Origin of the sequence: Chitinophaga sp. ARDCPP14 (genome assembly GCF_051362515.1) — a bacterium.
Classification (GTDB): Bacteria; Bacteroidota; Bacteroidia; order Chitinophagales; family Chitinophagaceae; genus Chitinophaga.
This window is the reverse complement of record NZ_JBKIXB010000001.1, coordinates 1131198-1155043: the sequence shown is the minus strand read 5'-3', so window position 1 is coordinate 1155043 and position 23846 is coordinate 1131198. Positions and strand designations below refer to the sequence as shown.

General features: G+C 46.9%; 21 protein-coding genes. 17 read left to right on the top strand and 4 right to left on the bottom strand.

Translation table 11 applies throughout. The features are described from left to right. Positions 1–38 precede the first annotated feature (38 nt). The 5 genes from ACLHR0_RS04495 (at position 39) to lpxB (ending at position 4024) form a co-directional block, all read left to right on the top strand. Positions 39–935 carry an ABC transporter ATP-binding protein gene (locus ACLHR0_RS04495; protein ID WP_436485011.1) on the top strand — a complete coding sequence of 299 codons (897 nt, stop codon included), beginning with the start codon at positions 39–41 and terminating at the stop codon, positions 933–935. After that, positions 932–1708 carry an ABC transporter permease gene (locus ACLHR0_RS04490; RefSeq protein WP_429044691.1) on the top strand — a complete coding sequence of 259 codons (777 nt, stop codon included), beginning with the start codon at positions 932–934 and terminating at the stop codon, positions 1706–1708. The genes ACLHR0_RS04495 and ACLHR0_RS04490 overlap by 4 nt, the downstream gene beginning before the upstream one ends. 84 nt (positions 1709–1792) lie before the next feature. Next, on the top strand, positions 1793–2569 hold the full coding sequence (gene surE, locus ACLHR0_RS04485) for a 5'/3'-nucleotidase SurE (RefSeq protein ID WP_370909252.1): 777 nt from the start codon (positions 1793–1795) through the stop codon (positions 2567–2569). 31 nt (positions 2570–2600) lie between these two features. After that, a complete protein-coding gene (locus ACLHR0_RS04480; protein WP_370909253.1) occupies positions 2601–2903 on the top strand; it encodes a hypothetical protein in 303 nt (100 codons plus the stop codon). A gap of 17 nt (positions 2904–2920) precedes the next feature. Next, complete coding sequence (gene lpxB / locus ACLHR0_RS04475) at positions 2921–4024, top strand: lipid-A-disaccharide synthase (protein ID WP_370909254.1); 1104 nt, start codon at positions 2921–2923, stop codon at positions 4022–4024. Here the strand turns inward: lpxB and ACLHR0_RS04470 are convergent. Beyond that, the gene (locus ACLHR0_RS04470; RefSeq protein WP_370909255.1) at positions 4021–4191 is read right to left on the bottom strand and encodes a DUF6728 family protein; all 171 of its coding nucleotides are present in this window, start codon (positions 4189–4191) and stop codon (positions 4021–4023) included. The genes lpxB and ACLHR0_RS04470 overlap by 4 nt on opposite strands. Positions 4192–4244: 53 nt before the next feature. Here ACLHR0_RS04470 and ACLHR0_RS04465 point away from each other — a divergent pair, with 53 nt between their 5' ends. The 7 genes from ACLHR0_RS04465 to ACLHR0_RS04435 all read left to right on the top strand — a co-directional run bounded on the left by ACLHR0_RS04465 (position 4245) and on the right by ACLHR0_RS04435 (position 14794). Then, positions 4245–6806, top strand: coding sequence for a beta-mannosidase (locus ACLHR0_RS04465; protein ID WP_436485008.1), 2562 nt, complete (start codon positions 4245–4247; stop codon positions 6804–6806). Between the two features lie 2 nt (positions 6807–6808). Beyond that, complete coding sequence (locus tag ACLHR0_RS04460; RefSeq protein WP_436485006.1) at positions 6809–8251, top strand: alpha-L-fucosidase; 1443 nt, start codon at positions 6809–6811, stop codon at positions 8249–8251. Positions 8252–8365: 114 nt separating this feature from the next. Continuing rightward, on the top strand, positions 8366–9106 hold the full coding sequence (locus ACLHR0_RS04455; protein ID WP_370909258.1) for a response regulator transcription factor: 741 nt from the start codon (positions 8366–8368) through the stop codon (positions 9104–9106). Between the two features lie 127 nt (positions 9107–9233). After that, on the top strand, positions 9234–11480 hold the full coding sequence (locus ACLHR0_RS04450) for a RelA/SpoT family protein (protein WP_436485003.1): 2247 nt from the start codon (positions 9234–9236) through the stop codon (positions 11478–11480). Positions 11481–11669: 189 nt separating this feature from the next. Then, positions 11670–12941: an adenylosuccinate synthase gene (locus ACLHR0_RS04445; RefSeq protein ID WP_370909260.1), complete on the top strand. Its 1272-nt coding sequence runs from the start codon at positions 11670–11672 to the stop codon at positions 12939–12941. Between the two features lie 92 nt (positions 12942–13033). Continuing rightward, complete coding sequence (locus tag ACLHR0_RS04440) at positions 13034–13480, top strand: hypothetical protein (protein WP_436485001.1); 447 nt, start codon at positions 13034–13036, stop codon at positions 13478–13480. 72 nt (positions 13481–13552) lie between these two features. Further along, the gene (locus tag ACLHR0_RS04435) at positions 13553–14794 is read left to right on the top strand and encodes an anthranilate synthase component I family protein (protein WP_436484999.1); all 1242 of its coding nucleotides are present in this window, start codon (positions 13553–13555) and stop codon (positions 14792–14794) included. On the opposite strand, the gene ACLHR0_RS04430 is transcribed toward ACLHR0_RS04435, so the two are convergent. Continuing rightward, positions 14784–15698, bottom strand: a complete 915-nt coding sequence (locus tag ACLHR0_RS04430; RefSeq protein ID WP_436484997.1) for a TIGR01777 family oxidoreductase — start codon at positions 15696–15698, stop codon at positions 14784–14786. The genes ACLHR0_RS04435 and ACLHR0_RS04430 overlap by 11 nt on opposite strands. A 196-nt stretch (positions 15699–15894) precedes the next feature. Here ACLHR0_RS04430 and ACLHR0_RS04425 point away from each other — a divergent pair, with 196 nt between their 5' ends. The 5 genes from ACLHR0_RS04425 to ACLHR0_RS04405 all read left to right on the top strand — a co-directional run bounded on the left by ACLHR0_RS04425 (position 15895) and on the right by ACLHR0_RS04405 (position 21918). Further along, on the top strand, positions 15895–17415 hold the full coding sequence (locus ACLHR0_RS04425; protein ID WP_370909264.1) for a hypothetical protein: 1521 nt from the start codon (positions 15895–15897) through the stop codon (positions 17413–17415). A 15-nt stretch (positions 17416–17430) separates the two neighbouring features. Beyond that, complete coding sequence (locus tag ACLHR0_RS04420; RefSeq protein WP_436484995.1) at positions 17431–18408, top strand: hypothetical protein; 978 nt, start codon at positions 17431–17433, stop codon at positions 18406–18408. 189 nt (positions 18409–18597) lie between these two features. After that, entirely contained in the window at positions 18598–19290 is a 693-nt protein-coding gene (gene purQ / locus ACLHR0_RS04415) for a phosphoribosylformylglycinamidine synthase subunit PurQ (RefSeq protein WP_089892832.1), read from the top strand. Between the two features lie 37 nt (positions 19291–19327). Continuing rightward, positions 19328–19783, top strand: a complete 456-nt coding sequence (locus ACLHR0_RS04410) for a protein-disulfide reductase DsbD domain-containing protein (RefSeq protein WP_370909266.1) — start codon at positions 19328–19330, stop codon at positions 19781–19783. A 101-nt stretch (positions 19784–19884) separates the two neighbouring features. After that, on the top strand, positions 19885–21918 hold the full coding sequence (locus ACLHR0_RS04405; RefSeq protein ID WP_436484992.1) for a protein-disulfide reductase DsbD family protein: 2034 nt from the start codon (positions 19885–19887) through the stop codon (positions 21916–21918). Between the two features lie 66 nt (positions 21919–21984). Here the strand turns inward: ACLHR0_RS04405 and hisS are convergent, their stop codons facing one another. Next, entirely contained in the window at positions 21985–23334 is a 1350-nt protein-coding gene (gene hisS / locus ACLHR0_RS04400) for a histidine--tRNA ligase (RefSeq protein ID WP_436484990.1), read from the bottom strand. 21 nt (positions 23335–23355) lie between these two features. Beyond that, on the bottom strand, positions 23356–23793 hold the full coding sequence (locus ACLHR0_RS04395; RefSeq protein WP_429044711.1) for a low molecular weight protein-tyrosine-phosphatase: 438 nt from the start codon (positions 23791–23793) through the stop codon (positions 23356–23358). Positions 23794–23846: the final 53 nt, after the last annotated feature.

The window sequence follows — 23846 nt, the reverse complement described above, 5'->3', positions numbered from 1 at the left end:
CATTTCCCTTTTTATTTTCATCTTTTAGACTTACTCCCGTGCCAATTCTATCCTTACAAAACATTTCCAAACGATACGGAACGGTGCAGGCATTGTCCGGTGTATCCTTCGATGTGCCGGCTGGTAGCGTGTTCGGCGTACTGGGCCCAAACGGCAGCGGCAAAACAACCCTGCTGGGCATTGTTACTGATGTGCTCAAAGCAGATACCGGCAGCTTCACCCTTTTTGATAAAGCGCCTTCCGCCGCAGAACGCCGGCAAATAGGAACGTTGCTGGAAACGCCCAACTTCTATCACTATCTCAGCGCGTATAAAAACCTGGAAATCTCCGCTGCTATCAAACAGCGCGGGAAAGACGATATTGCCAGGGTACTGGAGATCTGCGGTCTTACACTCCGCCAGCACTCGGCCTTTAAAACGTATTCACTCGGTATGAAACAACGGCTGGCCATTGCCGCTGTTTTACTCGGTGACCCCGATGTACTCATCCTGGATGAACCCACCAACGGCCTCGATCCCTCCGGTATCGCGGAAGTGCGCGAACTGGTGCGTAAACTGGCAGATAGCGGTAAAACCATTATCCTCGCCAGCCACCTGCTCGATGAAGTGGAAAAAGTATGCACACACGTGGCTATTTTGAGAAGCGGGAAGTTATTGCTGTCAGGACCGGTAAACACCGTCATCAGCCGGAACGACTTCGTGGAACTGGCGGCAGCAGATAACGCGCAGCTGCAGGCCACCATGCTCAGGTTCCCCGGTTGCACCGGCGCCATCATACAGGGCAACATTGTCAGGGCTTCTTTCGCTGAATCCCCCGATGCCGCAGCCATCAACAGCTACTGCGCCCAACAGGGCATCTGGCTCAGCCACCTGCAACTCCGCAAGAAAAGTCTCGAAACTGCATTCCTGGAAATCACTAACATCGCCGCATCATGAAACAGATCATCTATACCGAATGGCTCAAAGTAAGGAACTACCGCACCTTTTGGGTAATGCTGCTGCTGGCACTGGTGATTATCCCCGCCGGCAATTTCATGGTAGCCGACAAACTCAGCGGAAACCTGGAACAGATAAGCAAAATGCTTGGCAATCCCTTCAGCTTCCCTGAAGTGTGGTTAACCATGGCTTCGCTCAACAGCTATATCTCCGCATTATTCGGACTGCTCCTGATCATTCTGGTAACCAATGAATATACGTATCGCACCAACCGCCAGAACGTAATCGACGGCTGGGAAAGAAGCCAGTTTGTATACGCAAAGTTATTCTGGCTGGTGGCTATTTCCCTACTCACACTAGTGGTGGCTACTATCAGCGGCGCCCTGGTGGGAATCATTTATGGCAACAAGCCCTTCAGCCTGGATGGATACCATTACATGCTGTATTACTTCCTGCAATTTAATGTGATGCTGACCATCGCCCTGCTGATCAGCGTGTTGGTGAAACGGGCGGGGCTGGCCATTGTGCTTTTTGTGGCGTATAATATGATGCTGGATCAGCTGTTGTCTTTTATTGTTAAAAGAAATGCCGGCCCCGTTGGCGGCCTGCTGCCGCTCCAGAGCGGCGACGAGCTGCTGCCGTTTCCACTGGTGGGCAAAATGGTATCCACCGGCGATCAGTACGAAGCGTACGTGTATGTAACCGCCATGATAGCCTATATCGCATTGGGCATCTACCTGGTTTTCAGGAAAATATTAAAATCCGATCTGTAGAAATATCCATATATTTCACATTCTTTTAAAGCGAAATGTTTGGCAGAGAGCTTAAATTTGTTGAGCAAAGAAAAAAGGTGAATTATGGCAAAACAAGAGCGGGTTATACTGGTAACAAACGATGACGGCATCACGGCGCCGGGCATCCGGGCGCTGATAGAAGCAGTGAAACCTTTGGGCAAAGTGGTGGTGGTAGCGCCGGATAGTCCGCAGTCGGGTAAAGGACACGCCATTACCATCGGCGTTCCTTTGCGTTTGGAAAAGGTGGATATCTTTGAAGGAATAGAGGCATGGCAGTGCTCCGGCACGCCGGTCGACTGTGTAAAGCTGGCCCGCGACAAAATCCTGCATGGCAAACCGGACATCTGCGTGAGCGGCATCAACCACGGCGCCAATCACTCTATCAACGTAATTTATTCCGGTACAATGTCTGCCGCAATGGAAGCGGCCATTGAAGGCATTCCTTCCGTAGGCTTCTCGTTCCTGGAATACAGCTATGATGCTGATTTTTCGCTGCCCAAAAAAGTAGCGCACAGTGTCACCAAAAGAATGCTGGAATCCGATCTGCCACCGGGCACCCTGTTCAATGTGAACATCCCGATAGTGAGTGAAAAGGATTTCAAAGGACTGAAGATCAGCCGGCAGGCAGACGCAAAATGGGTGGAAGAATTTGATGAACGCCGCGACCCGCACGGTAAAAAATATTACTGGCTGACAGGAGAATTTAAAAACCGCGATACCGGACAGGATACAGATGTGTGGGCACTGGAAAATAATTACGCCTCTATGGTACCAGTGCAGTTTGACCTGACGAACTATTCATTGAAAAAGAAGCTGGAAGAAGATTGGAAAGACCTGTAAACATTCGTTATATCGCCATCATAATTACAGTATGTTAAAAAAAGACAATCTTCCGTTAGGGATTTTACTGGGGTTTTTAACACCCCTGCTTGCGTTTTTCCTGTATTACTTTTTTGTCATCAAACCGCATAATAACGTGGGACTGGGACAGTTTCTCGGTATTCTGAAAGATAATAAACAGATGATTCCGAAGCTCACCAGCATCTGCCTGTTATTAAACGGACTGGTGTTTTTCCTGTATACAAGAAAACGGCTGGATATTACAGCCAAAGGTATTTTCCTGATGACCATGCTGTATGCTATCGGCATATTGTTACTCAAACTGATCAGATAATTTTTAATCGAAGAATATTGAAATATTACATTATTGCAGGAGAAGCGTCAGGTGATTTGCATGGCAGCAATCTTGTAAAACAATTACGGCAATTAGATACGTCAGCGGATATACGTAGCTGGGGAGGCGACCTGATGGAAGCCGCCGGCGCCCATGTGGTAAAGCATTACAAAGAACTGGCCTTCATGGGTTTTGTGGAAGTGGTGATGAACCTGCGCACCATTTTAAAGAATATAGAACTGTGTAAAAAAGATATCGCTGCCTTTAAACCAGATGTGCTGGTACTGGTAGATTATCCCGGGTTTAACATGCGCATCGCCGAATGGGGCAAACAACAGGGATTTAAAATAGTGTATTATATTTCCCCGCAGGTATGGGCCTGGAAAGAAAACAGGGTAAAAAAACTCAGGCAGTATGTAGATAAAATGCTGTGCATCCTCCCGTTTGAACCTGACTTTTACAATAAATGGAATTATGTAACGGAATACGTAGGGCATCCGCTGGTGGAAGTAATCAAAGCTGCCAGGGAACAACCCGCAGATGCGCCGTTATCAGATAAACCCGTGATCGCCGTATTGCCGGGCAGCCGTAAACAGGAAGTCAGCGTAAAGCTGCCGATTATGCTCACCATGGCAAAGCACTTTCCGCAATACCAGTTTGTAGTGGCACAGGCGCCAAGCCTGGACGACCATTTCCTGGAAAGTCTCACCGGTCAGCATCCCAACGTGTCCATGGTAAAAGGACAAACCTATAAGTTATTGCGCCAGGCAAAAGCCGCACTGGTAACTTCCGGAACTGCCACGCTGGAAACAGCTTTGTTCGGCGTGCCGGAAGTAGTATGCTATAAAGGAAATCCTATTTCGTACTTCTTCGCCAAACACCTCATCAAAGTAAAATATATCTCCCTGGTAAACCTGGTGATGGACAAACTGGTGGTAAAAGAATTAATTCAGCACGACCTCACAGAAGAAAACCTGTTAAAGGAATTAAATGCGCTGTTGAATGATGAAGCTGCCAGAAGCCGCGTCATGAAAGACTATGCAGAATTGTGGCATAAGCTGGGAGAAAAGGATGCTTCCCGCCGCGCTGCAGAAGTGATCTACGAATACGCTATCGCTTAGTGCCGCCTGATCAGCTTGATCACCATGATAATAATAGCGATGATAAAAAGTAACAGTGAAATTCTGTTCATCCCATGCATCATAGCCACGTAACGTGTTTTTGGTGCATTGGGATCCTTCTTGCCTATATACAGATACCTCAATATTTGTTGCCAGATACTTTTCATCTCCCAAAGATCGTAAATCAGTGCTATTTTTGGTTCTTCTGAAAAAATAGGACATGAAATATTTACTGTTAACAGTGGGACTGTTTTTTACCCTGTTTACCAATGGAATAGCACAAAATAACCCTATGCTCACCGGTTGGGAATTTTCCCGCGCCGATGAAGGCATCTGGCGGCCGGCTACCGTACCCGGCACGGTTCACACCGATTTGCTGGCACAGCATTTAATCCCCGACCCTTTTGTGGGAACCAATGAAAAGGCCGTGCAGTGGGTAGATAAGAAAAACTGGCAATACCGGAAAAGATGGCATATCAAAAAGCAGGAGCTGAATGCAGAGGTGATAGAACTGGAGTTTAAAGGTTTGGATACCTATGCAGATGTATATCTCAATAACCATTTAATTTTGCAATCGGCCAACATGTTTGTTTCGCATACGGTAACTGTGAAAGAATGGCTGGTAGCGGGCGACAACGAATTGCGCATCCTGTTTAAAAGTCCCATCAAAACAGACATGCCCAAATTTTTGCAGGACAGCATCATCTATCCCGCTGGTAATGATGCCAGCGATATGCCGTTAAGTATTTATGCACGTAAAGCGCCGTATCACTATGGCTGGGACTGGGGACCACGGCTGGTTACCTCCGGGATCTACCGCCCAATTGTATTGCGGAGCTGGAATAAAGCAGTGATCCGCGATGTGTACTGGCAACAGCTGCAGCTGGATTCCGCGAAGGCAGACATGCAGGCGGAAATAACCATTGAAGCCGCTGCCGCAGGCGATTATACCTTGCAGGTGCTGCCAGGGAAAGCTATGCGCGAACTGGCAAAATTGCCGGTAAGCCTGCAGGCGGGGATAAACGTAATAAAAGTACCTTTCTCCATACCCAAACCGGTGCTGTGGTGGCCTGCCGGTATAGGCACACCGTTCCTTTACGAGTTGCAGGCAAATCTGCTCAGCAATAAAAAAGTACTGGCTGCGCAAAGCGCCAGGGTGGGGCTACGTACCATCGAAGTAGTGAATAAACCAGACAGCCTCGGGGAGCCGTTTTATGTAAAAGTAAACGGCCGCCCGGTGTTTATGAAAGGCGCCAACTATATTCCCCAGGATAATTTTCTGCCGCGTGTAACCAAGGAAAAACAGGAAAAGCTGTTCCAGGATATGGTAAGCTCCAACTTCAATATGGTGCGCGTATGGGGTGGAGGTATTTATGAAGATGATAATTTTTATAAACTGGCAGATCAGCACGGGATACTGGTGTGGCAGGACTTTATGTTTGCCTGTACCCTTTATCCTTCCGATCAGGCGTTCCTGGACAATGTAAAGCAGGAAGCAGCCGATAATATTAAACGTTTGCGCAATCATCCTTCGCTGGCGCTATGGTGCGGCAATAACGAGGTGGCCGTAGCTATTAAAAACTGGGGCTGGCAAAGCGGTTACGCCTATACGAATACGCAGTGGGAAAGTTTGCAGCAGGGGTATGATAAACTGTTTAAAGAAGTGCTGCCACAACAGGTAGCGGCTTATCAGCCGGGCGCTTTTTATTTCCATTCTTCGCCCATCAGCAACTGGGGCAAGCCGGAAGATTTTACCAAAGGAGACAATCACTACTGGGGCGTATGGCATGGCATGGAATGGTTTGAAGCATTCAATACACATATACCACGCTTCATGAGTGAATATGGTTTCCAGTCCTTCCCATCTATGGAAACGATCCGCACGTTTGCTGCGAAAGAAGATTACGATATCTTCTCCAATGTAATGCAGGCCCACCAGAAAAGTCCTGCGAAAGGAAATACGGCGATCAAAACATATATGCTGCATTACTACCGCGAGCCGAAAGACTTTCCCTCCTTTGTTTACCTCAGCCAGGTATTACAGGCAGAAGGTATGAAAGTAGCCATAGAAGCCCATCGCAGGGCTATGCCTTATTGCATGGGCACCCTGTACTGGCAGCTGAACGATTGCTGGCCGGGAGCTTCCTGGTCGGGCAGGGATTACGATGGCCGCTGGAAAGCATTGCAGTATTATGTAAAAGATGCGTTCAAGCCGCGACTGGTATCCAGCGTCATTGAAAACGGACAGCTGTGTACCTACCTCGTAACAGACGAATACGAAGGCAAAGCTGATTTATTGATGAAGGCCGTGGACCTGAATGGCAAGGTGATCTGGCAAAAGGAATTAACGGATATCGCTGTAAAAGGAAATACCAGCGAAAAACTGCACAGCATAGATACCGCCGCTATTTTACAGGGAAATAACCCGGCAAGGGTAATATTCTATGCGCAACTGCGAATAGACAGTAAGGATATGGAGCGGAATATCTTTTACTTTGCTCCAGCGAAAGATATGAACCTGGAAGTGCCGCACCTGGATGTGGTAACCAGCAAGGTGGCCAAAGATAACGGCGTTGTTTATATCCGCCTGAAAACGGATAAGCTGGCAAGAAATGTTTACCTGTCGCTTGACAATGCCACTGCAACCGATCATTTTGAAGATAATTACTTTGATTTGTTGCCGGGAGAAACCCGGACCATCCGGTTGCGGACAGGACAACTGCCCGAACTTATCCACCAGGCTTTGAAAGTAACTACTTTAGTATCGTCTTATAAAAACTGACAATGAAAAAGAAATACCTGGTTTTATTGGGATTTGCGTTGCTGGGCTTTAATAGTCTGCACGCACAGAATGAAGAACCGCCTTATGTACCTGAAACAGACCAGGCGGTGGTGAAGAAGCTGGATGAGTGGCAGGACTGGAAATTTGGGATGATCATGCACTGGGGACCTTATTCCCAATGGGGCGTGGTGGAATCCTGGAGCATTTGCCCGGAAGATGAAGGCTGGACACAGCGTAAGCCGGCAGGTATTCCTTATTACGATTACCTGAAAAAGTACGAGGCATTAGGGAAAACCTTTAACCCCGTTCACTTCAACCCCGAAAAATGGGCGAAAGCCGCGAAGGACGCAGGGATGAAGTATCTGGTGTTTACCACCAAGCACCACGATGGCTTCTGTATGTTTGATACCAAACAAACCGATTATAAAATAACCGCTGCGGACGGCGCTTTTAGCAAGAACCCCCGCGCCAACCTGGCGAAGGAAGTATTCCAGGCTTTCCGTGAGGAAGGTATTCACGCAGGGGCTTACTTTTCCAAGCCCGACTGGCACACCGAATACTACTGGTGGAGCTACTTCCCGCCAAAGGACCGCAATCCGAATTATGATCTGAAGAAATACCCGGAAAGATGGAACCAGTTCAAGCAATACACCTATAACCAGATTGAAGAACTGATGACCGGTTATGGTAAACTGGATATCCTCTGGTTAGATGGCGGCTGGGTGCGCCCGCTGAAGCAGCAAACCAAGGAATCGCTTTCCTGGAGCCAAACTGCTCCGCAGGACCAGGATATAGACATGGGCAAAATTGCCACCATGGCCCGCAGCCATCAGCCCGGCCTGATTGTAGTGGATCGCAGTGTGCATGGCCCGTACGAAAATTACCGGACCCCTGAACAGCAGATCCCCGACAAGCCGCTCAGCTATCCCTGGGAAACCTGCATGACCATGGGCAGCTCCTGGTCTTATGTGCCGGACGATAAATATAAGTCCGTGAATGTACTGATCCACAACCTGGTGGACATTGTAGCCAAAGGCGGTAACTACCTGCTGAATGTGGCGCCTGGCCCTGATGGCGAGCTGCATAACGATGCTTATACTACCATGAAGCATATTGGCGAGTGGATCCATATCAACGGGGACGCTATTTACGGCACCCGTGCGGTGGCGCCTTACAAGGACGGGAAAGTGTGTTTCACCCGTAAAAAAGACGGCAGCGTATATGCGATCTATCTCCTGGATCAAAATGAGAAACTGCCCGCAGTAATTTCATTTAAAGGATTAACGCCGGTTAAAGGCGCCCGTTTACAGGTGCTGGGGGCCAATAATAAGCTGGTGTGGAAAACTACGGCAGCAGGAGTGGAAGTGCAGATCCCTGCATCTATCCGTGATAAAGGATTTCAGCATGCTATAGCTATCAAAATACCGGCTGTGGAAAAGCTGTGATTGTAGTGTGAATTAATGTGAATTAGTGTTGATAAATAAAAAAAAGAGATGGACGCTTACCCGCGGACATCTCTTTTTTGTTTTATAGTCGAACTGATCACAAATGGTAGCTATATGAACAGAAATCCAAAAGTCTTGCTTGTTGACGATGACAAGGCATTCGGCGGTATCGTCAAACAGCACCTGGAGCAGGCCGGCTACAGTGTGGAACATTGCTTCGACGGCGTAGATGCCTGGAACCTTTACTCAAGGTCCAAATATGATATCTGTCTTATCGACATCGTTCTTCCGAAAATGAGCGGATTTGAACTGGCGAAGGAAATCCGGAATGTGACCATGCTGACGCCGATCTTTTTCCTGACAGGAGAAAAGACGGACGAAGCTGACCGCATCAGCGGATTCCAGCTGGGAGGGGATGGTTACCTCGTAAAGCCATTCAGCTTTGAGGAACTGGTAAAAAGAATGAAGGTGATGCTGAAGTGGACCCGTCCCAACAGAACAGAGTTGCTGGTAGGGCACACAGTGGCGAATTACACCTTCCATTACCGGAAACTCAAGATCTTCGAAACCAGCAGCAAACTGGCCAAAGGCAAAATTTCTCCCATCGAGGCAAAAATGCTGCGTTATTTCCTCAGCCGGCCCAATATCATCGTCCAAAAGGATGAAGTATTGCTGCGGGTTTGGGGAAAAGAAGATTTTTATGCCAGTCGCAGTATGGACGTATTTATCGGCCGCGTACGCAGGCTGCTCCGGCTGGTGCCGCGCATAGAGCTGGAAACCGTTTACAACGTTGGGCTCCGCCTGAATGTGCCGGAAGACATCCTGCCGGTAAAGATCACCGTGCCTCTTCACTGATAGCATTTTTTTCCCGCCTGATAATCAACCTGCCCGCCCTTTCCGGTTTATCCCGGCAAAGGGTGGGTGTTTTTTTGCAGCACCCTGTTTTTTCTTTCAGATTATATTAAATCGTAACTTTATTGCAATGGAAACAGTGGTTGTACAAAAATATAATTTAGACGAAGAGCAGGAAAAGAAGGAAATCGTTCGGCATTACCGTGCTTTATTGAGGGCGTTGAAGCCCCGTTTGAAAAAAGGCGACAGGGAGCTGGTACGTACTGCTTTTGAAATGGCAGCAGATGCACACAAGGAAATGCGGCGTAAATCCGGGGAACCTTATATCTTGCATCCGCTGGCCGTAGCGCAGATCTGCGTGGAAGAAATAGGCCTTGGCGTACGCTCCGCCATATGTGCCCTGCTCCACGATACCGTGGAAGATACCGAAGTAACACTGGAAGATGTGTCCCGCGAGTTCGGGAATGAGATCGCTCACATTGTAGATGGTCTCACAAAAATATCTACCGTAATAGACTCCAGTACCAGCACCGCACAGGCAGAAAACTTCAAGAAAATATTACTGACGCTGGCAGATGACCCCAGGGTGATCCTGATCAAGCTGGCAGACAGGCTGCACAATATGCGTACGCTCGACAGCATGAGCCGCGAAAAGCAACTGAAAATAGCTTCTGAAACCGTGTTCATTTATGCGCCGCTGGCCCACCGTCTCGGGTTATACAATATTAAATCCGAAATGGAAGACCTGGCCATGAAATACACGGAGCAGCAAACCTACCGTGAAATAGCCAAGCGTCTCAAAGAAACCAAACGCGAACGCACCCGCTATATCAACGAGTTTATCAAGCCAATCAAAGAGGTGCTGCAGGATGAAGGATTTGAATTCGAGATTTATGGCCGCCCGAAATCCATTCATTCCATCCATAATAAGATCAAAACAAAAGGCGTTGCCTTTGAAGAAGTATATGACCTTTTTGCCATCCGTATCATCCTGGATTCCGCGATAGATAAGGAAAAGGCAGATTGCTGGAAGGTGTATTCCATTATTACCGACTTTTACCACCCAAGCCCGGAAAGAACCCGCGACTGGCTCAGCAACCCTAAATCCAATGGGTACGAGGCGTTGCACGTAACCGTAATGGGTCCCAGTGGTAAATGGGTGGAAGTGCAGATCCGCTCCAAACGCATGAACGACTATGCGGAAAAAGGGGTGGCCGCACACTGGCGGTACAAGGAAGGCAGCAATGCCTCCGCCCAGCAGGAATCTAAATTTGATCAGTGGTTCACCCAGATCCGGGAAATCCTGAACAACCCCGATTCCAATACGCTCGACTTCCTCGCGGATTTTAAGAGTAACCTGTTCACAGAAGAAATTTATGTGTATACCCCCAAAGGGGATCTGAAAATATTGCCGGTAAACTCCACTGCGCTTGACTTTGCATACTCTATCCATAGTGCCGTGGGTAACAAATGTATCGGCGCCAAAGTGAATTACAAACTGGTGCCCCTGAGCCATAAACTGCGCAGCGGAGACCAGGTGGAAATCATTACCTCCAATAAACAGAAGCCTTCGGAAGACTGGCTGAACTTTGTGCTCACCGCCAAAGCCAAATCCAAGATCAAGGATGCGCTGAAGGAAGAAAAGCGGAAAGTGGCGATGGACGGAAAGGCAGCACTGGAGCGTAAGCTGTCGCACATGAATATTTCTTTCAGTCAGCATAATATCAATGAACTGGTACAGTTCTATAAACAACCGTCCCCGCTGGATTTATATTACCAGGTGGCGGTCCGCAACATTGATCTGAAAGAACTCAAGCAGTTTTCTGTACTGGGCGATAAACTGGAACCCCCAAAACCGGTGAAAGTACCGGAACACGTACCGGAAGAACATGTAAAACACCAGCTGCCTTCCAAAAAGGATGCAGAACTGATCATTTTCGGTGAAAGCTCGGATAAAATCGCCTACAAACTGGCGAACTGCTGCCGCCCGATCCCGGGAGATGACGTATTTGGTTTTATCACTGCCAGCGAGGGGTTGAAGATACACCGTACCAACTGCCCCAATGCCGCACAGCTGCTGGCTAATTATGGCCACCGCGTGGTAAAAACCAAATGGGTGAAGAACCGTGAAATTTCCTTCCTGACAGGCTTGCGCATTATCGGGATGGATGATGTAGGGGTGATCCACAAAATCACCAACATTATTTCCGGTGAACTGAAGATTAATATCTCCGCCCTCAGCATTGAGTCAAAAGAAGGCTTATTTGAGGGTTTGATCAAAGTATATGTTCACGATAAGGAAGAACTGGACGAGCTCGTGGACAGGCTTAAAACGCTCGATGGAATACAATCTATCCAGCGCCTCGAAGAATCTTAAAGTAAAAAATACAAACAGCAAATAAAGAAGGGCGGGTAAAAGGGAAGATTTCAGAAGATCTTGATGAAATCTTCCCTTTTATCCGCAATTCCGGTGTGTAATTAGTAATTTGTTTGTAATTCTTAATATTCGCCTTAATTTTGCGACTTCTTTTAAAGCAACAAACCTCCGATATTTAATTAAATCATTATGGTAGACGTTTTGTTAGGCCTGCAATGGGGCGACGAAGGCAAGGGTAAGATTGTGGACTATTTTGCCGGCAGGTACGACGTGATTGCCCGTTTCCAGGGTGGACCAAATGCTGGTCACACTTTGTATGTAAACGGTCAGAAAGTAGTATTGCGCACCATTCCATCCGGTGTATTTCATGATAAGACCATCAACCTGATCGGTAACGGCGTGGTGCTGGACCCTGTAGCTTTCAAAAAAGAAAGCGAAGATATTTCAGCCCTGGGAGTAGATCTGACAAAAAATCTGTTTATTGCTGAAAAAACCCATATCATTGTTCCTACACACCGCGCGCTGGACAAGGCGTCTGAAATAGCGAAAGGAAATGATAAAATAGGTTCTACTTTAAAAGGTATCGGCCCTGCTTACATGGATAAAACCGGCAGAAATGGTTTACGCGTAGGTGATGTTTTATCCCCCGATTTTAAAACACTGTACGAAAAACTGAAGCAGAAACACCTGCAGCTGTTATGTCAGTACGATATAAATGAATTTTCAGAAGATATTGCCAACTGGGAAGCTGAATTCTTCGAAGCCATCCCTTTCCTGCAGCAAATGAATGTGGTAAGCGGCGAATATTTCCTGAATGAGAAACTGAAAGCCGGTAAAAAAGTATTGGCTGAAGGCGCCCAGGGAAGTATGCTGGACGTGGATTTTGGTACTTATCCTTTTGTTACTTCTTCCAATACCATTTCTGCCGGCGTATGTACCGGTTTAGGTATTGCTCCACAGTGGATCAGAGAAGTGATTGGTGTTACCAAAGCCTATTGCACCCGCGTTGGTAGCGGTCCTTTCCCTACCGAACTGCATGATGCAACCGGCGAGAAACTGCGTTCTGCAGGCCATGAATTTGGTGCGGTAACCGGCCGTCCACGCCGTTGCGGCTGGATCGACCTGGTAGCGCTGAATTATACCTGTATGCTGAGCGGCGTTACCCAACTGGTAATGACAAAAAGCGACGTGCTCGACGAATTCGACGAGGTACTCGCCTGCACCGCTTATGAAATTGACGGAAAACAAACAAAGCAACTGCCTTTCCAGATTAACGGTCTGGACATTAAACCAGTCTGGGAAACATTTAAAGGATGGAGTGATAAAACTTCTACCTGTCAGCAGTTCAACGAGTTACCAGCGGAGATGAAAGCATTTGTTACAGCAGTAGACACGTATCTGGGCGTTCCCGTGAAATACGTTTCCAACGGACCTGGGCGCGATCAGATCCTTGAAAAGTAGAACCAAAAAGTAAGGAAAAAAAACAGCAAAAAAAATTTGGCGAATAAAAAAAACTATTAAAACTTTACGGCAAAGAAATAAGGTAACCTATTATGAAATCAAAATCTGATAAAGAGAAAGAGACCAAAAAAACTACTTCTCCTAAGACTGCAAAAGAAGCTCCCAAAGCTGCGGCCAAGCCTAAGAAAGAGGTGGATGATGATGATGAGGAGGAGGAGGATGAAGATGTGAAACCTTCCAAATCTGCCTCAAAGAAATCAGATAAGTCTGCATCCAAATCAAAACGTAAAGATGATGATGAGGAAGAAGACGACGCAGATGAGGAGGATGATGTAGATGATGCGTGGGAGAAAGGAGAAGATGATGATTATGATCCTGATTTTGAGGAGTTTGACATGCCTAAGTCGAAAGGTAAACGCGGCCGTCCCAGCACTGGCAGCAAAAAAGCCGATGATGACGACGATCTGGGTATCGATGATGAATTCAAAGACATGGATCTGTTCAACGATCGTTTTGATGATGACGATGATGATTTTTAAGCACTAAACACGATTGTTATCAGGATATTTCACACTTTTCCGGTTGATAATCAGAAAATATTTAAGCAACAAATGTTGGATTGGGGAAACCAGTTCAACATTTGTTGTTTTTTAGACAATAATAATTACGATTCTCCCTGGCATCAATATGAAGCCATACTCGCTGCAGATGCACTGCATACCCTCGAAGTAAACGCCGGCAACGCATTCCCCGCTTTACAGCAATTCCATCAAACACACGCCGGCTGGCTCTTCGGGCACCTTGCCTATGATCTCAAAAACGAAACGGCAGGTCTGCATTCACACCACTACGATGGTATCGGTTTTCCGGATATGCACTTTTTTGTGCCCCGCATCATCATACAACTGCAAAAAAACCAGGTGCATATCGGTGGAGAAGCCTTTACCAGGGAAGACGCGCAGGAAGTCCTTACAGCCGTTTTGCGCACGCCGCCGGATACATCACCCGTAGTTACTTCCCTGGTGCAGCCGCTGCAAAGCCGCCTGGATCACCAACGCTATATTGCTGCAGTGAAAAACCTGCAACAACACATCCTGCAGGGCGATTGTTATGAAGTTAATTTCTGCCGCGAAAACTTCATGGAAAATATCAGCATACATCCACCGGCTTTATTTACCCGGCTCAATGCCTTGTCGCCATCGCCTTTTGCCGCATATTATCGCCTGCATCACCGTTACCTCGCCTGTTCCAGCCCGGAACGGTTTGTGCAAAAGAAAGGCAACACCGTTATCTCCCAGCCGATTAAAGGCACCAGCCGGAAAGATGCAGACCCGGTAACAGACCGCCAGCTGCAACAGGACCTGCTGAACAGTGCGAAAGAACGTGCAGAAAATGTAATGGTAGTAGATCTTGTTCGCAACGATTTATCCCATACTGCCTTGCAGGGCACCGTGGAAGTAACAGAACTGTTTGGCATCTATTCCTTTGCCCATGTGCATCACATGATTTCTACCGTCTCCGCACAATTATCTCCCGAAACGCCCTTCACGGAAGTATTGCGGAATGCTTTCCCGATGGGATCCATGACAGGCGCGCCAAAATTAAGGGTGATGCAACTGATTGAACAATATGAGCAAACCCGCCGGGGACTTTACTCCGGAGCCATAGGATATATTACGCCGGCAGGTGATTTCGACTTTAATGTGGTGATCCGCAGCATACTGTACAACGCAGATAACCGCTACCTCTCTTTTCAGACCGGATCTGCCATCACTTTTTACAGTGATCCGGAAAAAGAATGGGAAGAATGCTTACTGAAAGCTGCTGCTATGGAGAAAACCGTTATCGGCTAAACAGCTGCTCCATTGCATCGTTAATGGTAGGATAAGAATACTGGAAACCGGTTCGTTGTATTTTGTCGGCAGACGCTTTCACGCTTTTCAATACTTCCACACTCATTTCCCCCAATGCCAGTTTCAGGGCAAAAGCAGGTACATAGGTAGTCATAAAGCTGCGTCCTTTGGCCATCCGGGCCATACTGAGTATCAGTTCACGGTTGGTAACAGGATTGGGCGCCACTGCATTGTAAACGCCTTCCAGCCGGTCGTTCACAATAGCATTGAAGTACAACCGTACAATGTCGTGAATATGTATCCAGGGAACAAATTGTTCGCCAGATCCAAGTATGGTGGCAAATCCAAACCGCAATGGTTTGTAGAATTCCTTTAAAGCGCCGCCATCGGGGCTGAGCACAATGCCGGTCCGGAAAATCACCAGCTTTTTATCAAGTGTAGTTACTTTGGAAATGCTTTGTTCCCAGGTATGGGTGGTGGTGGCCAGGTAGTCGGTAGCAGGAGGGTCTGTTTCGGTGAAGATGTGGTCTGTAAAGTCGCCATAATAACCTGTTGCCGAAGCGCTGATCACCTTCTTTACCTTGTTGGGGAAGTTTTTAAGTGCAGTGAAAATTAATTCACTGCTTTGGGTACGGCTGTCAATGATTTCCTGTTTACGCGCTGCTGTCCAACGTTTCTCTCCCACGTTGGCGCCCGCCAGGTGTACGATATAATCCGCCTGTTGAATAACTTCTTTATCTATGGTTTGGGATTCCACGTTCCAGTGGGCATATGTTACATTCGTGTTGCTGCGTTTATCAGGACGCCTGCTGAGAATAATCACCTTATAGCCGCGCTCCAGCAGCAGCCGGGTTAATGCCGTCCCTATAAGTCCTGTTCCACCGGTTATAATAACGGTTTCCATCCAATAATAGCTGCTTTTTTAAAATAATTTATTAAAAATACACAATAAATCGGGCCTTTTGGAATTTATGTAAAAGCAGGACTTACCGGCTTTAAATTGACAAGTTAATTTCTGAATTTTAATGTAAGTTTGAAAATGGCACATGCAAATGGGCCATCTGCATTATCACAAAAATATCTGAAATCTATATAACCGCATGCATACGCTATACCGCCTACAGTTATTATTGTTGCTGCTTTTCGCCGGCACAGCAGCAACGGCACAGAAAATAACCTATTCTGAACCGGAGAAGGACGACTATAAAAGCACCGAGTTTGAAATTATTGGCAAGGTAGCAGGGAATATACTGGTGTATAAAACAGACCGCGGCGACTATGTGGTGTCTGTATATGACAATGCGATGCAGCTGAAAGAAAGGGTTAAACTGGACTTCCTGCCCCGTAAGGTGATCAGTATGGATTTTGTGGCCTATCCGGATAAAGTGCTGATGATCTACCAATTCCAGCGCAAGGATGCGGTATACAGTTTCTGCGCCACCATGTCGCCGGAAGCTAAATTTGCAGATGCACCCATCCTGATCGACTCCACCCGCATCGGTATCTACTCCAAAGAGAACAAAGTATATTCTGTTGAAGTATCGGAAGATAAGAACCGCATCATGGTGTATAAGATCAACCAGGATAACGAAAACAACAACGTATTCTATACCTTCCTGTACGACAGTGCCATGAGCCTGGTGAACAACAGCCGTTTATCCATGCCCATGCAAAAGAAACAGTTCCTCAGCAACTTTAATCTTACCAATACCGGCGACCTGCTCTTTAATAAGCTGGAACGCACGTCCAACCGCGACTATGTGGTGAGCGGCAGTATGGTCGTGAAACGTTCGCTGGTCGACAGCTTTGAAACCTCTGTAATGGCCTTCAAAGCACAGCTGCTGGATGAAGTGAAAATGAAGCTTGATAATAATAAGCAAACGGCTCTGGTCACCGCTTTTTATTATAAACAGAAAAGGGGAAATGTAGATGGCTTGTATCTGTACAAGTACGACTACGCCAATCATAAAACGGTGTATGAGAAATCGCAGGTATTCCCCGATGACCTGAAAATGAACGCCCGTGGGGAATCCAGCACCGCCGCGGCCTTTAACGACTACTTCATCCGTAAGATCATCAATACCAGTAACGGTGGATTCCTCCTTACGGCAGAATCTTTCTCCACCTCTTCCCGCTACCAGCCCTGGAACCGGTGGAATTATATGTACGGCAGTCCTTACGGCGGCATGTACGCCCCCTATTACTACTCGCCTTACTCTTCCATGTACTACAATCCCTACTACTGGAATAATTCACAGGGATTGCGTTATCACTATGATAACGTAGCGGTATTGTCTTTCGACGATGAGGGCAATATGCAGTGGAATAACTTTGTTCATAAGAGCCAGTATGACGATAACGCCGACCTGTACCTGTCTTACCTGATGGTAAACGTGGGCAGCGAATTACGTTTTCTGTATAATGAACTGGACAGAAGGAATTATATGTTGACGGATGTAAGTCTGGCCCCGGGAGGTAAAGTGAACCGCATGCCTACGCTGCGTAACCTGGATAAGGGTTTCACCTGGATGCCCCGGTATGGCAAACAAATCAGTGGCCGTACGGTAGTGATACCATGCATTTACAGGAATTATATTTGCTTTGCTAAAATTGACTTTTAATCACACCTTTGCACTGTGATAAGATTTTTCCGCTCAGGCAATCCGCTAACGGTATTGCTGTTGTTAATATACACGCTGGTTGTTAAGTTTTACTATCTGATCCACCCATCTACCTATATGGCAGACGGATCAGAAGGGCTTTTGTATCACCTGCTGGTGAAATGGATGCATACGTTTACAGGCGGCAGCCCGCTGGTGTTTACGTCGATGGCAGTTTTACTGTTGTTTCTGCAATCCCTGCTTTTCACCCGTATCATTAATCATCACCGGTTATTTCCGCGGCCTACTTACCTGCCGGCCATGTGTTACCTGCTGTTTACGTCCATGCTGCAAAGCTGGAACGTATTTTCTCCGGCACTGATCGTAAACCTCATCATGTTGTGGGTATTTACCAGTATAACGGAGTTGTATACACGTACCTCCGCCCGTGATGTAGTGTTTAATATCGGGTTTGCACTGGGGATAAGCGGGCTCTTTTATTTTCCTTCTGTTATATTCTGTTCTTTGTTGCTGTCCAGCATGCTGATTATGCGGGCTTTCCGGCTGGCGGAATGGATCATTGCCCTGCTGGGCCTGATTTGTCCGTTATACCTGATGGGCACCTACCTGTTCCTCACCGGTCAGATGACCCTTCTTTGGAAAATCCCGAATATGGGCGCCTCGTTGCCCATGATCACCGATTATAAGGTTTGGGGCGCCATGATCGCCTGTTTGCTCTTTTTCGTGATAGGATGGCTGCTGTTGCAGCGCCCGCTTAAAAAAATGCTGATACAGGGCCGTAAAATATGGGCGGCACTCATCATATATGTACTGGTAGCCATGATGATACCGTTCTTTAATGTTCACTTTTCAGCAGCCTACTGGGTACTGGCAGTTTTGCCGATTTCCATGTTCGCCGGTAACGTATTCTGGTCGGTTACCAACGACACTTTTGCCAACATTATCCACTTCTTTGCACTGGCATATGTGATTGTTATGCAATATTTCAGCTGATTCCCCCATTTTAAGGGCCTGATTACCAGTAATTTGTTAAATCAGGACAAACGGCAATGGAAAATTGCGAACGGCGAAGTAATTTTGTCCTTTCCCATTAGTTTTGTCATTCGTATAAATGGTGGCAAAAATGTGGAAAAAAACGTTTTTTAAAAGCATTATTTACACATAAACACAAAACATTTTCAGATGAAATTTGGCGTTGTCACCTTTCCCGGTTCTAATTGTGATCATGATATGATTGATTCCCTGCGTAATGACCTGGGACAGGAAGTTATAGAACTGTGGCATAAGGATAAAGACCTGAGCGCATTCAGCACAGAAGATTGTATCGTATTACCGGGCGGCTTTTCCTTTGGCGACTACCTGCGTTGCGGCGCTATTGCGAAATTTAGCCCTATGATGCAGAGTGTGATTGAATTTGCCAACAAAGGTGGCCGTGTCATTGGTGTTTGCAACGGTTTCCAGGTATTATGTGAAGCAGGTCTTCTGCCGGGCGTATTATTACAGAACCAGCACCAGCAGTTCATCTGCAAAAATGTATACCTGAAAAGCGAAAATACCACTGCATCCCTCACCAAAGATGTAGCCGGCAGACCATTAATGATCCCGATCGCACACGGAGAAGGCCGTTACTATGCCGACGACGCTACCCTGGATGAGCTGTTTAAGAACAACCAGGTGTTATTCCGCTACTGCGATGAGTTTGGCAACATTATTGAAACTGCTAACCATAACGGCGCCATCCGTAACATAGCAGGCATCTGTAACAAAGCAAGAAATGTTTTTGGTATGATGCCTCACCCGGAAAGGGCTACAAGCCTGGCCCTGGGTAATACGGACGGGCAGCTGATCTTACAAAGTCTGATCAATAACAACTAGATAGATTAAAATCAACCAACCAATTAAAAAGAAAAGCATGAAAAAATTATTAACAGCACTGGCTTTATTCGCCTTGCCCATCCTGGCAAGTGCACAGATAGAGAACCCGGTAAAATGGAGCTTTACAGCGAAGAAGGTGAATGCCACTACCTACGAAGTACACGCTACTGCTACGATTGATGCCGGCTGGCATCTGTACGCACAGGAAGCGGGAGAAGGTCCGGTAGCTACCTCGTTTAAGTTCACCAAAAATCCACTGACTGCCGCTGTAGGTAAGGTGGAAGAAGTAGGTAAACTGCATAAGTCATTCGACAAAAACTTTAACTCAGAACTGAAATTCTACGAAAGCTCTGTAGACTTTGTACAAAAAGTAACGGTAAAAGGCAAAGCCGCTACCAAAGTAAAAGGATCTGTGGAGTACATGGTTTGTGATGACCATCAGTGCCTGCCACCGAAAGAAGTGGAATTTGCAGTAAGTGTTGGAGGAAAATAAATTGAATCCGGTAACTGATAACAATACTTGCAAAACGAGTTCCTCAACGGAACTCGTTTCTTGTTTTCTCAGATTTATATTATTTAAAGCCTATTGACTATATGAAGCATTTGCTTTCATTTCTAATACCTGTCTTTGCCCTGTTCGCACTTAGTGCAAACGCGCAGGACGCAAGCCCGAAGCCTGTTAAATGGCAGTTTTCTGCAGAAAAGAAAACTGACCAGGAATATGTGCTGCATCTGAAGGGCACTGTAGAAAAAGGCTGGTTGCTTTTTTCCACCACAATGGGAAACGATGATCCTAATACCAGGGTAGTACTGGATAGCAGCGTAAAAGCCACTATTACAGGTATCACAGAGAATGGTAAACTGGAAAACCGCAAAGAACCATTATTCGATAATCTGGACATCAAATATTTTGAAAATGAGGTAGAACTGGTGGCAGCGGTAAAAGCCACCGGACCCGTTTCCAAACTTTCCGGCACCATTACTTACATGGTGCTGAAGGGAGAGGATGCGGTACCTGAAGAAACCACTTTTGAAGTGCCTACAGGAGATCCTGCCGCCGCGAAAGCAGGCGCTGATACTGCAGGTACCGCTGCTGTAAAAGGCGGCATAGCGGACGACGACGCATCTAACAAATCTTTGTGGTGGATCTTTATCGCCAGCTTTGGCGGTGGATTCATTGCGCTGATCACGCCTTGCGTATTCTCCATGATTCCCATTACAGTAAGCTTCTTCACCAAACGTAGCCAAACAAGGGCAGAAGGTATCAAGAACGCATTTACTTATTCCCTGTCAATCATCGTTATCTACACCCTGCTGGGTTTCCTGATCACCAAAATATTTGGTGCCAGTGCGCTGAACTCACTGGCCAGCAATGGCATCGCCAACATGATCTTCTTTGTGATCTTCCTGTTGTTTGGGTTCTCGTTCCTGGGCGCCTTTGAAATCAGCTTACCCAGCTCCTGGGCCAATGTGTCTGACTCTAAAGCGGGCATGGGTAGTATGGCGGGTATTTTCTTTATGGCGCTTACGCTGGCAATTGTGTCTTTCTCCTGTACAGGTCCTATTTTGGGTAACCTGTTGGTGCTGGCGGCAAAAGGAGGAAACTCCGGCCCGCTGGTCGGGATGTTTGGCTTCTCGCTGGCATTGGCTATACCATTCTCCCTATTCGCCCTGTTCCCGAGTTTGCTGAATAAGATCGGCAAATCCGGCGGCTGGCTGAATGCAGTGAAAGTTACGCTGGGCTTCCTGGAACTGGCATTGGCGTTGAAATTCCTGTCTAATGTGGATATGGCTTATCACTGGAACCTGCTGGACCGTGAAATATTCCTGGCGCTGTGGATTGCCATTTTTGCGTTGCTCACGCTGTACCTGATTGGTAAGCTGAAACTGAGCCACGACAGCGATGTGCCTTTCCTCACAGTAACCCGTCTCTGTTTTGCCATTGCTGCGTTTACATTCACGGTGTACATGGTGCCTGGTATGTGGGGCGCCCCGCTGAAAGGAATCAGTGGATTCCTGCCGCATGAAGGCTCTCAGGATTTTAATCTCAACAAATCACTGGTAAATATACAGGCAGCACTGGAAAGCGGCGAAGGTGGCGGTACTGGCGGCGGCAACAATGCCAACACTGTAAAACCGAAGAAGCTGGTGGATATCCTGCATTCTGAAATTCCCGGCGTGGAGCATGTTTTCTTTGATTATGAAGAAGCGCTGGCAGCAGCTAAAGTGGCTAACAAGCCATTGATGATTGACTTTACCGGGCATACGTGCGTAAACTGCCGTAAGTTTGAAAAGTCGGTATTATCCAATCCTGCAGTGATGAAGATCCTGCGCAACGATTTTATCGTGGCTTCTTTGTACACCGATGAGAAGACAAAGCTTTCCGATGAGGAAAGGTATGAGTCTAAAACTTCAGGGTTGAATGTAAAGGATGTTGGGTTGAAGAACCAGGATATCCAGATCACCAAGTTTAACCGTAACTCGCAGCCATACTACATTCCGGTAGACCTGGAAGGTAATGCACTGCTGAACATCGGTTATGGCTATGATCCGAAAGAAAATGTAGACGCCTTCGTAAAGTATCTTGAAGATGCCAAAGCGGAGTTTGCAAAACGTCACGCGAAATAAACAGGTTGTTATAAAAAAAGAAGGCCGTTTGTATCATACAAACGGCCTTCTTTTTTATTGCTTGAATCAAAATGCGTAGCTAATCAATTCCGCCCCGCTGATCTTCTCCTGCTGGCCCGTGGTGAGGTTTTTCACGCTTACCAGGTTTTCCTGCAGTTCAGATTCCCCGAGGATAATGACATAAGGAATCGCTCTTTTATCTGCATACTTCATTTGTTTATCCATCTTCGCTGGTTCATGGAATAACTCCGCGGCAACGCCCTGCTGACGTAATTGCATCATATAGCTGAAAGCTGCGCGGGAACTGGCTTCTCCCAGGTTGAGGAATAATACTTTGGTAGATTGCTGCGCCGTTTGCGGGAATAGTTTCAGTTCTTCCAGCACATCGTAAATACGGTCAACGCCAAAGGAGATCCCTACGCCGGAAATACCTGGCAGGCCAAAGAGGCCGGTGAGGTCATCATATCTGCCACCACCGCCAATGCTGCCCATTTTCACGGTAGCCGGGGCTTTTACTTCCACGATTAATCCGGTGTAGTAGTTAAGTCCACGTGCAAGCGTCACATCAATGATGGGAGTGGTATTGAAGGTAGCATAGCCGGAGTTGAGCACAAACGACAATTCTTCAATACCTTTTAACGCGGTGGAAGAAGACTGAAGGAGTTCTTTCAGTTGTGCCAGTTTGTCTTCGCTGCTCCCTTCAATCGCCAGGAACTTTTCGATGGTATCAATATCGGCAGTGGTTAAACCTCGTTCCTGTAATTCTTTTCTTACGCCGTCTGCACCAATTTTATCAAGTTTATCTATGGAGATGGTAATATCGGTGAGTAATTCCGTTTTACCGATCACTTCAGCGAGGCCGAATAATATTTTACGGTTGTTGATGCGTAATTCATAACCCTGCAAGCCAAGTTTTGTTAGCACGGTATCATATATCAGCAGTAATTCTACTTCATTAAGTAAGGAATTGCTGCCCACCACGTCGGCGTCACATTGATAAAACTCGCGGTAGCGGCCTTTCTGTGGTCTGTCTGCGCGCCATACGGGTTGCATCTGGTAGCGTTTAAAGGGAAGGGCCAGTTCGTGTTGGTTCATTACCACGTAGCGTGCGAATGGAATGGTGAGGTCGTAGCGCAATGCTTTTTCAGTAATGGCGGAAACGAGTTCCTTATTATCTTTAGCCTGATGGGCTTCGTTATAGATCTCTCCGTTGTTCAGTACTTTGAACATCAGTTTATCTCCTTCCTCTCCGTACTTGCCGGTGAGGGTGGATAAATTCTCCATCGCGGGTGTTTCCAACGGCTGGAAACCAAATACCTCAAAGGTTTCGCGGATGGTCTGGAAAATATAATTACGTTTTCTCACTACCACCGGGCCAAAATCACGGGTGCCTTTAGGAATACCGGGCTTTATCATCTCTGAAAAATATTAAAAGTTTTATGGTTGCTGGTCTGCGATGTTTTCACAGGCCTGATAGATCATTTTATAAACAGGTGCAAACAGGGCATCGTCAAACCAGGGGTCAGGTACATCCTGCTGATCCGGCAGCAGGAAGGCTACTTTTGCTTTATCCGAGTTGTTCCGGGCTTTGCGTAGCACATCGGCATAATTATTCCTGTCCATTACATAGATGCGGTCAAAGGTATCAAAATCGGCGGTCTGGAACTGCCTGCCCCGTAAGCCGGTGATATCCACACCATTTTTCCGGGCTTCCTTTATGGAGCGGTGATCTGGTGAATGGCCCACGTGCCAGTTACCGGTACCGGCAGAATCAATTTCCCAGTCCAGTCCCCTTGTTGCTGCCAGGTGCCTCATAATCCCTTCTGCAAGGGGGGAGCGGCAAATATTACCCAGGCAAACCATCAATATCTTCATGCGGATGAATATTTGAATATCAGGCCGCAAACCTACAAGATATTATGGAAATG